The sequence below is a fragment of the Bradyrhizobium sp. P5_C11_2 genome (genome assembly GCF_054049755.1).
In genome coordinates, this window is the sequence record NZ_JBFULT010000254.1 from 1 (window position 1) to 10,430 (window position 10,430).

A 10,430-nucleotide genomic window follows, 5' to 3' on the forward strand; every position below is an offset into this window, starting at 1 on the left:
GGCCTACTCGATCACGGTCGGCAACCCGTTCATCATCAATGGAACGGGCATCGTCAACGATTCCGGCACGACGCAGAATTTCGAAGTCACCTCCGGCAACAATCTGGTGTTCCAGAACAGCAGCACCGCGCGCAGCGGTATCGGGGACGTGACCATCACGAACGATATCGGCGGCACCGTCAACTTCATCCAGAACAGCACCGCGGGGACGGTGACCCTCGTCAATAGCGGCTTTGTTACGTTCGACGATTCGAGCTCCGCCGGCAGCGCTACGATCACCAACAACGCCAACGGCCAGATCGATTTCTTCACCAGCGCTTCGGCGGGCAGCGCCACGATCAACAACCTCGCATCGGCCACGCTGAACTTCCACAACACCACCACCGCCGCCACATCGACCATCAACAACGACGGAACGGTAACCTTCGACGGCTCCGCCAGCGCCGGCAGCGCCACGATCACCACCAACAACGGCGCAACGACGAACTTCACGGGCTCGAGCACGGGCGGCAGCGCGCAGTTCATCACCAATCTGGGCGGCACGGTCGACATTTCGGGCCTGACCAGCGGCGGCATGACGGCGGGCTCGATCGCCGGCGCCGGCAACTACGTGCTCGGCGCGAACACGCTCACCACCGGCAGCCTCAACAGCTCGACCCAGGTCGACGGCGTGATCTCCGGCACCGGCGGCGGGTTGACCAAGGTCGGCACCGGCACGCTGACGCTGACCGGCACCAACACCTATACGGGCGCAACCACGATCTCGGCCGGAACGCTGGCGCTGTCGGGCTTCGGCAGCATTTCATCGTCCAGTGTCGTGACGGTGAATGCGACGTTCGATATCTCCGCGTCCTCATTCCCGTTCAACGCCATCACGACGCTCGCCGGCAATTCCAGCGGTATCGTCAACATGGGCGGCAACGGGCTGTTCATTACCAATGGTTCGACCGAATTCGCCGGCGTGATCCAGGGCACGGGCGGGCTCGAGATCGGCGGCGGAACGCAAACGCTCACTGGCGTGAACACTTATTCCAATGTGACCCAGATCGATAGCGGCGGCACGCTGGCACTCAAGGGCAGCGGCTCGATCGCAAGCTCACTCTATGTCGCATTCTCGGGCGCAGGCGCCACGCTCGATATTTCGCAGACCACGTCAGGCGCTTCGATTGGCGGGCTCTTCTCGTTGAGCCCGGTGGGCACCGTCGCGCTGGGATCGAAGACGCTGACGATCACGAATGGATCGTTCTTCGGCGGCGTGATCCAGGACGGCGGCATCGGCGGCGGCACCGGCGGCAATCTTGCGATTGCAAACGGAGCGACGCAGCAGCTCTACGGCACCAACACCTATACCGGCACCACCACCATCGCGAGCGGTGGCGAGCTCGATCTCATCAATTTCGGCGGTAGCGACGGCAGCATCGCGACCTCGAGCAGCGTCATCGCCAACGGCATCCTCGACATTGCGAGCCTGAGCGGCGGCACCTCGATCAAGTCGCTGTCGGGTTCGGGCGCGGTCAATCTCGGCGCTAATACGCTGACGATCACGAACGGTAACAGCACCTTCGCCGGGATCATCGACGATGCCGGCGCCGGCGGCGGCCTGACGGTGGCGGGCGGCACGCAGACGCTGTCCGGCAACAACACCTATACCGGCGCCACCACCGTGAATGGCGGCACGCTGGTGGTGGACGGCTCGATCCTGAACAGCGCAACCACCGTCAACACCGGCGGCACGCTCGCCGGCAGCGGCACGGTCGCAGGCGTCCAGGTCAACGGCGGCACGCTCGCCCCGGGCAGCGCGGCGAGCCCGTTCGGCCCGCTGACGGTGAACGGATCGCTCATCTTCACGGCGGCCTCAACCTATCTGGTGCAGGTCTCCTCGACCAATGCCAGCCTCACCAACGTCACGGGCGCAGCCGACCTCGGCGGCGCGACGGTGAGAGTCAACTTCACCTCGGGTACGGTCAAGAAGCAGTACACGATCCTGAACGCGGCCTTCACCCTCGCCGGCACCAGCTTCAATTCGAACGTCGTCTCCAACATGCCGACGCTCAACGCGACACTGAGCTACGACACCAGCAACGTGTTCCTCAACGTCAACGTCAACTTCGCGCAGGCTGGCGGCCTCAATGTCAACCAGCAGAACGTCGCGAGCACGCTGACCAATTTCTTCAACTCGACCGGCGGCATCCCCGCGGCCTTCGCTGCGCTGGCGCCGGCGGGGCTGACGACCGCTTCGGGCGAGCTGGGCACCGGCATCATCCAGTCCGCGATCAACGCCGACGGCCAGTTCCTGAACCTGATGCTCGACCCGACCGTCATCGGCCGCAGCGGCGGCTTTGCCAAGGCAGGCAGCGTCGCGCAATTCGCCGAAAGCGATGACGCGGCCGCCTATGCGTCGATGCGTCCGGCCAACGCGCGCGAGCGCGAGGCCTATGCGATGGCGACCAAGGCGCCGCTGCTCTCGTCGCGGCCGGCCAACCGCTGGAGCGTCTGGGCCGCCGGCTATGGCGGCGCAGCCGAGGTCGGCGGCAATGCGCTGGTCGGCTCGCAGGACCTGACCGCACGGGTCTGGGGCGGCGCGGCCGGTGCCGACTACAGGATCTCGCTGGACACGCTTGTCGGCTTTGCGCTCGGCGGCGGCGGGCTGAATTATTCGCTCGCCAATGCGATGGGCTCGGGCTCCGCCGATTTGTTCCAGGCCGGCGTCTATGGCCGGCACAATTTCGGGCCGGCCTATGTCTCAGCCGCCCTCGCCTATGGCTGGCACGACGTCACCACCAACCGCACCGTCGCGCTCGCAGGCGCCGACCAGCTCCAGGGCCGCTTCAAGGCCGACACATTCTCGGCCCGCTTCGAGGGCGGCTACCGTTTCGCGACGCCGATGGTCGGCATCACGCCCTATGCGGCGGCCCAGGTGACAAACTTCAACCTGCCCAATTATTCCGAAGTCAGCCTCAATGGCGGCGGGCTGTTCGCGTTGAACTATGCCGCGCAATCCCTGACCGACACCCGCTCCGAGCTCGGCCTGCGCACCGACAAATCCTACGCGATGCAGAACGGCGTGCTGACGCTGCGCGGCCGCGCCGCCTGGGCGCATGATTACAATCCGAGCCGCGCCGTCACCGCGTTGTTCCAAACCCTGCCGGGCAGCAGCTTCGTCGTCAACGGCGCCAGGGTCGACGCCGATTCCGCGCTGGTCAGCGGCAGCGCCGAGATGAAGTGGCTGAGCGGCTTCTCGGTCGCCGGTACGTTCGACGGCGAGTTCTCCGGCAACGTGACGAGCTATTCCGGCAAGGGCGTGTTCAAATACAGCTGGTGAGCGCCGTGCACGCTCCTACTTCCCCGCCTGCCACTGGCCGGAGACGCCCAGGATAACCCTGACGCGGCCGGTGCCGGCCTCGTTCAGCGCGGTGGTCTGCGGCACCTGGACGTCGAGCTGATCGACGAACAGGAACGGCATGCCGGCCTCGAGATCGTAGAGCAGCTTCTGGAGCGCGGACTGCTCCAGCTCGCAGCTCACGACGAGACCGACGAAACCGTCCTTGGTCTGCGCACCGGAGACGTCGACCTGCGAAGACTGCACCGAGCCGCCGACATTGCCGACCGCGGCCGCAACCCGCTGCAACAGGTTGGCGCCGGCGACCGTCACCGTCGGTCCTTCCAGGAACGGCGTGCCGGGATGCTCCGCCGCCGAGGATGCGGCATTGCCGGGACCTGCCTTGCGGCCGCGCAACTGGTCGAGCAGGTCCGAGGTCTGCGCCAGGGCCTGGCGGTGGGCGATGACGTCGGCGACCGACAGGCCCGCCATCAGCAACAGCCCGCCGGCAATCGCAAAATAGAGCGTGACCGAGATCAGCCGCGATCCAGCGAGCGCCCGCGCAACCGCGTTTCCGCTTCCAATCCCGACGCTGCTCATGGTGCGTTCCTCGGTTCGATCTGCGCCTCGATGTGGAAGCGCTCGCCGGGGTCGGAGGAGGCCCGCGTGGTCGGGGCGTAGAAGGTCGCGCGGGTGAAATGCCGGGACTGCTCGATCAGCGGAATCAGCGAAGGCGCGTCGCGCGTGATGCCGGCGATCTGGACCTTGTTGCCGGCCAGATGCAGCTCGGTGACATAGGTGTGGTCCGGCAACAGGCGGCTCAGCGACTCCAGCACGATCACGCTCGCCGGCGTCTCGTATTTCCGCCGCTCGAGAAGCGCCAGCGGCGAGCGGTCACCGCCGTCGCCGCCGGAGCGGATCGCGGCGCGGCGCTGGGTGATCTGCCGGTCGAGCTCGCTCTCCTGCGCGCTGAGACTGTCGGCCAGATAGCCCGCGGCAATCGATCCGACGACCGCGGCGGCGGCAACGACAGCCAGCACGGCTTGCAGCGTCCGGCTCAGCCGCGCCGGGTCGACCGCGCCGCGCGATTTCTGCTCGAACACCTTGATGCGCACGCCCTCGGCGGTCTCCGCCGCGACCGCGATCGCGGAGGGATGGAAGCCGGACACCGCCTCGACATAGCCCATGGCCAGCTTGCGCGGTGCCGCCGCGATCAATGTCGTGATGCTCTCGCTGCCATGCGCGGCCGGCGCGCTGCAGCCGAACACGGCTTCGCTCGCGCTCCACGGCGTCAGGCGGTCGATCTGTGCCCGCACGATGCCGTCGAGAAAATCGGCCGCACGGGCGGGCAGCTCGAGCGGACGGAACAGGAAGCGCGCCGGCCGCAGCACGATCTCGACACGGCTGCCGCGAACGATCTGCGCGAGATTGGCGCTGGCGAACGCGCCGTCCACGAACGCGATCTCCTTGGGCGTATTCTCCGATTTTGCAGCTTCCAGCGCGAACGCGCCCTTCTCGTCCTCGACCAGCCGCACCACGCGCGGCGACACCATCCGCTCCAGCCCGGAGACGACTGCCGCCGCCACGGTGCCGGTCCAGGCATCGACAATGGCGCGAAGGGAATTGAGCGAGCTCATCTCACAAAGGCTTTCCGGCGGAGCCGTCGAAGGCATTATGCCACGACAATACACGATAGGGCTCATCGCCGCTTTCGAGAAGCAGGATGACGATCTCTGTCGAGCTCTGGCGGCGCGAGGGCGCCTCGACGGCGACCGTCAGCCGGTAGGCCTTCGAGCCTTCGATCGTCGCATTGGTGTTGCCGGCGAGCCCGATCAGGGATCGCGGATCGACATTGGGATCGGCGCGGTCGCGCAGCACCTGTTGCAGCGTCTGCGGCGTCATGCCGGGCAGCGCCGCCACCACCTGCGGCGCGGCGTCGAGCACGTTCACCGTCCGCATGTTGCTGAACACGGTGACGAAGGGCAGCACGCGCTCGACCACCGCGGGCGGAATGCCGCGCACCAGCCACAGCTCGTCGCTGTGCGGAAACGGCGCATGACGCGGCAGATAGGACGCGCCGAGCGTGCGGTAAAAGGAATCCTCGGGATTGTCCTGGCCGGGCTCCGTCGACGATCGCCAGGCCAGGATCCGATCGGCATAGGTGGGTGCATCCGTCGCGGAGACGCCGAGCGTCGTCATCAGGCCTGTGAGGACCGGTTTCGGCGCCATGTTGAGATCGATGCGGGCGGCTTCCGAACGGAACGTCACGGTCACCCGGCCCGCCCCGACGCGGGCATTGAAGGTGCCGCTGGTCGGACGCGTCGCCTCGTTCTGCGCCGTCAGCCGGTAGGCCGCAAGCTCGAGGCCGGCATTCACCAGTGCGTCGGCCTGCAACCGGTCGGTGTTGACCGCGACCGTGACCGCGGTGTTGGTGACATAGCTCAGATAGATCAGCGCGAGCGCCGCCAGCGCAGCCAGCATCCAGAGCACCGCGATGACGATGAAGCCACGGCTTTCGCGAAGCGTCCCACGATCGTCCGGCGTGCCGCTCAAAGCTGCTGCTCCTGTTTCTCCGGCTGTTGCGGCCGCTCACGCGCCGTCACGCAGGTCGCCGGATTCTTGGCCCGCGCGCATTCGGCCGGCGCGGTGATATGCGGCATCGCCGCTGCCGAGACCGCCAGCACCTGGCCTGTGGCGCCGTCGCGCACCCGGATGCGAATGCGCTCCGGCAGTTGCGCCTGGCCGCGCCAGACCGGCTGCCATTGCCCGTCCGACCCGGCATAGGAGAAGCTCACGCGGAACGGCGCGCGGATCAGCACGACCTGGTCGACGAAGCGGATCTGTCCGTCGGTCGGCATCGGCTGGAACGGCGCGCGCTCGCGCACCAGCGCGAGCCCCTGGGCGTCGGCCTTCTCGATCAGGCGGATGAATTCGAGCCCCGGACGCGCGCTCGGGCCGATTGCGGTCCGCACGAAGGTCACCGACAATTCGCCGCCGTCGAACAGCGGCACCCTGGCGTCGCTGTTCACGGCCATCTGCTCGGCGACGGACAGATCGGCGACGATACGGTCGAGCCCGGTGGCAAGACGTTCGGCGCGCTGCACACGGGCGATGCCGCGATTCCAGTTCGGCAGCCACTGCGCCGTCACCGTCGCCAGCGCCGCCAGGATGACCGTCATCAACAACGTCGCCAGCAGCACCTCGAGCAGGGTGAAGCCCGCTTCGGAGGCGATCGCGCGGCGCAGGCGTTTCATTGCACGGCCCTCGGCACCAGCTTCACCGTCGTGATCTGGAGCGCGCTGCCGTCGGCGCGCTGGAGGCGCAGATTGACCGCCAACGGCACGAAGCGATCGGTGTCAGGATTGCCGCCGGGCACATTCATCGGCGCGACGTCGACGCGCCAGCGGCTGCCGGCCAGCCCGCCGCTCTGCCGGCCGGGCTTCAGCAATCTGCGCGCTGGCAGGTCCGCAAGCAGCGTCTCCGCCGTGCCGGCCAGCACCAGACGCTGGTCGATCGAGCGCGTGCCCTTCGCCGTGGTGGCGATGACCGAGCCGATGGTTCCGAGCACGATCGCGATGATCGCAAGCGCGACCAGCGCCTCGATCAGGGTGAAGCCGGCGGCGCTGTTAGAGCAGCTTGTTCGCGACAATCTCGACGCCTCCGGTCAACCAGTTGACGCGCACCTCGTAGCCCATGCCCGGCCGCGCCAGCGCGATCACCCCGCCGCACGACATGCCCGACGGAAAGAAATCGATCGACCGTCCCGCCGCGCGATCGGCGCAGCGCGAGGCCAGCGTCGCCTGCACGGTCACGTCGTTCGGCAGGCGGATGATCCGCCCGGTGACGCCGGAGCGGATCGCGCGCGCCTCGGCATCCACCTGCGTCGTCACTCTGACTTGCCGGCGCAGCGCCGAGTTGCGGTCGGCCTTCAGCAGCGCCGCGGTCTCGACCGCGTAGCTTTCCAGCTTCGCCCGCGTCGTCGAGCGCGGGATCGCCGGCAGAACGATCGCCGCGAGCAGGCCGATGATCGCGAGCACGCACAGGATCTCAATCAGCGCGAAGCCGCGCGCATCGCAGATTGCCTCAGCGCGCGCCGCTGACAATGTCTGCCGCCGTTCCACTGCCGCCTTCCTGACCGTCGGATCCGAGCGAGATGATCTCAAACGGTGCGTTCGTGCCCGGTGAGCGATAGACATAGATGTGGCCCCAGGGATCGTTGGGGACGACACCGCCGCGCAAATAAGGCCCGTTCCAGCCGGCCTGATTGTTGCTGCGCGTCAGCGACGCGAGGCCTTCATTGGACGTCGGATAGCGGCCGAGGTCGAGATAAAACAGATCGAGCGCGCTGGAAAAGCTCTCGATCTGGATCTTCGCCGCCTTCGCCTTGGACTCGCTAAGATAGTTCAGCACCCGCGGGCCAACCAGCGCCATGATCATCCCGATGATGGTGATGACGACGAGCATCTCGACGAGGGTGAAGCCCGCCTCCCCTCGCCCTGCGCGCCGCCGGCCGCGCCTTATGGATCGATGTTTGGTCACATGAGTCCCTTCCTATTGCCAAATCTAGCCGACAATCTGACTGACCGACATCAGCGCCGTCATCACCGACGTGATCAGGCCGCCGACGACCAGGGAGATCGCGATGATCGCCGCAGGCCCCGCAATGCCGACCGCGCGGTCGAGCATGCGTTGCAGCTTGGCCTCGTAGAATTCGGCGATCCGGCCGGACAACATCGGCAACTGCCCGGTCTCGTCGCCGAGTCTCAGCATGCGCACCGCCATCGCCGGCAGCGCTTGGGTCTCGGCCAACGCGTCGGAAAGCTTCGAGCCGTGGCGAACGCGATCGGCGGCATCGCTCCAGACCGCGGACGGACCGGTCGTCGCCATCATGTCGATCAGGATCCGCAGCGTGGTTGTGAGGTTGACGCCGCTGCCGAGCAGCAGGCCGAGATTGCGGCAGAACAGCGCCGTGCGGTATGAGCTCATCAGGTTGCGGATCGCCGGCAGCCGCGTGATCGCATTGGTAAGGCCGCGGCGGACGCGCTCTTGCCGCAGCAACAGCCAGACCGCCGCGATCGTGGCGGCAAGTCCGGCCAGCACCGCGTCGGAATTGCCGCGCAGGAAGGTCGAGATGTTCAGGAAGACGCCGACGATCGGATCGACCTTGGCGCCGAAGTCCTGCAAGACGCTGGCAAACTGTGGCAGCACGAAGGTGAGGAAGAACAACAGCACACAACCCGCCGCGCCCAGCACGAACAGCGGATAGCGGATCGCATCCGACAGCCGGCGCCTCAAGGCCTCGCTGCGCGTGCGCTCGCCGGCCAGCACTTCCAGCACCTGATCCAGCGATCCCGACGCCTCGCCGACCCGCACCAGCGCGATATACATCGGCGGAAACAGTCCCTCATGGCGCGCCAGCGCCTCGGCAAAACTCTCGCCCGAAACGACGCGCGAACGAATGTCGGCAACGACCGGGCGTAACCTGCCGAGATCAGGATCGGCCGCGAGCAGTTCCAGGCCGTCATTGATGCGGGCGCCGGCACGCAGCAGGAGCGCGAGATCGCGGGTCAGGATGGTCACGTCTTCGGGCTTTGGCCTGTTGAACAGGCTGAACACACTGCCGTCCGCACCGCCCTCCTCCGGCGTGACGTTGTCGACCAGCACGAGGCCGAGCCGCTCGATCCGCTGCGCGACGTCGCCGGGCCCGGGCGCGGCGATGGCGCCGGAGACCAGTTCGCCGTTGGCATTGAGCGCGCGGTAGCGATAGTTCGGCATGATATCTAGCGCACCTGGGTTTCTAGCGCACCGTCGTGACGCGGAAGACCTCGGGCACCGTCGTCATCCCGCCCCGGCATTTTGCGACCGCATCCTCCAGCATCGTCGTCATGCCACCGTGCATCGCGGCGGCATCGATGCTGTGAGAGTCGGTCTGGGGCCCGATCAGCGCGCGCACCTCGTCGGACATTTCGAGGATCTCGAACACGCCGTTGCGGCCGCGATAGCCGGTGCCGCCGCAGCGCTCGCAGCCGCCGGCCTCGTGCACGACCTCGCCGGCCTTGAAGCCAATCACCGCAAAGCGCGGATCCTTGGCGAGATCGGCCTCGGTCAGCGTGTGCGGCACCTTGCAGCGGTCGCAGAGCATGCGCACCAGGCGCTGTGCGACCACCGCACGCAGCGTCGACTTGAGCAGGAAACCCTCGATGCCGAGATCGATCAGGCGCGGCACGGCGGYGGCCGCGGTCTCGGTATGCAGCGTCGTCAGCACGAGGTGGCCGGTGAGTGCGGCGTGGATCGCGATGTGCGCGGTCTCGGCGTCGCGGACCTCGCCGACCATGATCACATCGGGGTCCTGACGCACGAAGGCGCGCATGGCGGAGGCAAACGTCAGCCCGATCGACGGCTTGACCTGGGACTGGTTGATGCCGGGGATCTCGTACTCGACGGGATCCTCGATGGTGAGGATCTTTCGCGTCGGCTCGTTCAGGATCGACAGCATGGTCGCAAGCGTCGTGGTCTTGCCGCTGCCGGTGGGGCCGGTGATCACGATCATGCCATGCGGCATTGCGAGCAGCCGCGTCATCGCGCCCTCGTCGCGCGCGCCGAGTCCGAGCTTGCTCATCTCGAGCAGGCCGCGGTCGCGCGGCAGCAGGCGGATGACGGCGCTCTCGCCATGCTGCGTCGGCATGGTCGCGACGCGGACGTCGAGCTCGCTGCGCCCGACCCGCACGCGCGCCGCGCCGTCCTGCGGCAGGCGCCGCTCGGCGATATTGAGGCTGGCGAGAATCTTGATGCGCGAGATCAGCGCCTGCGGCGGGATGCCGTGCGGCGACGGCAGCGCGCGCAGAAGGCCGTCGACACGCATGCGCACCACGAGACCGGCGCGGAACGGCTCGACGTGAATATCGCTGGCGCGCAGATCGACCGCGCGCTCCAAAAGATCGTTCAGCGCGCGCACCACCGGCGCGCCGCTGGCGAGATCGCGCAGGCTCTCGATGTCGTCGTCGGATTGGGCACCGCTCCGCACGCCGTCGTCGGTCTTCGCATCACCGACGTCGGCCCTCTGGTCGAGCACCGTCGTAATGTCCTCATATGACGCCACGACGACATCGAC

General features: G+C 67.3%; 10 protein-coding genes. 1 reads left to right on the plus strand and 9 read right to left on the minus strand.

What is annotated here, in order from left to right; translation table 11 throughout:
- Nucleotides 1-3,322, plus strand: a 3,322-nt coding sequence (locus tag ACXJL8_RS22460; protein ID WP_456685610.1) for an autotransporter outer membrane beta-barrel domain-containing protein, incomplete at its 5' end; no start/stop codon positions are given.
- 15 nt (nt 3,323-3,337) lie between these two features.
- On the opposite strand, the gene gspM is transcribed toward ACXJL8_RS22460, so the two are convergent.
- From gspM to ACXJL8_RS22505, 9 genes are all read right to left on the minus strand, one after another.
- On the minus strand, nt 3,338-3,919 hold the full coding sequence (gspM, locus tag ACXJL8_RS22465) for a type II secretion system protein GspM (protein ID WP_456620895.1): 582 nt from the start codon (nt 3,917-3,919) through the stop codon (nt 3,338-3,340).
- The gene (locus ACXJL8_RS22470; protein WP_456620894.1) at nt 3,916-4,956 is read right to left on the minus strand and encodes a PilN domain-containing protein; all 1,041 of its coding nucleotides are present in this window, start codon (nt 4,954-4,956) and stop codon (nt 3,916-3,918) included. Before ACXJL8_RS22470 ends, gspM begins: the two co-directional genes overlap by 4 nt.
- A gap of 1 nt (nt 4,957) precedes the next feature.
- Nucleotides 4,958-5,872 carry a general secretion pathway protein GspK gene (locus ACXJL8_RS22475; RefSeq protein ID WP_456620893.1) on the minus strand — a complete coding sequence of 305 codons (915 nt, stop codon included), beginning with the start codon at nt 5,870-5,872 and terminating at the stop codon, nt 4,958-4,960.
- On the minus strand, nt 5,869-6,573 hold the full coding sequence (locus ACXJL8_RS22480; RefSeq protein WP_456620892.1) for a hypothetical protein: 705 nt from the start codon (nt 6,571-6,573) through the stop codon (nt 5,869-5,871). Before ACXJL8_RS22480 ends, ACXJL8_RS22475 begins: the two co-directional genes overlap by 4 nt.
- Nucleotides 6,570-6,968, minus strand: a complete 399-nt coding sequence (locus tag ACXJL8_RS22485; protein WP_456620891.1) for a type IV pilus modification PilV family protein — start codon at nt 6,966-6,968, stop codon at nt 6,570-6,572. The genes ACXJL8_RS22480 and ACXJL8_RS22485 overlap by 4 nt, the downstream gene beginning before the upstream one ends.
- Entirely contained in the window at nt 6,946-7,440 is a 495-nt protein-coding gene (locus ACXJL8_RS22490; RefSeq protein ID WP_456620890.1) for a pilus assembly FimT family protein, read from the minus strand. Before ACXJL8_RS22490 ends, ACXJL8_RS22485 begins: the two co-directional genes overlap by 23 nt.
- Entirely contained in the window at nt 7,403-7,858 is a 456-nt protein-coding gene (gene gspG, locus ACXJL8_RS22495; RefSeq protein ID WP_456620889.1) for a type II secretion system major pseudopilin GspG, read from the minus strand. Before gspG ends, ACXJL8_RS22490 begins: the two co-directional genes overlap by 38 nt.
- A 24-nt stretch (nt 7,859-7,882) precedes the next feature.
- Nucleotides 7,883-9,094 (minus strand): type II secretion system F family protein, encoded by a 1,212-nt coding sequence (locus ACXJL8_RS22500; protein WP_456620888.1) that lies wholly within the window; start codon nt 9,092-9,094, stop codon nt 7,883-7,885.
- A gap of 22 nt (nt 9,095-9,116) precedes the next feature.
- Nucleotides 9,117-10,430, minus strand: a 1,314-nt coding sequence (locus ACXJL8_RS22505; protein ID WP_456685611.1) for a GspE/PulE family protein, incomplete at its 5' end; no start/stop codon positions are given.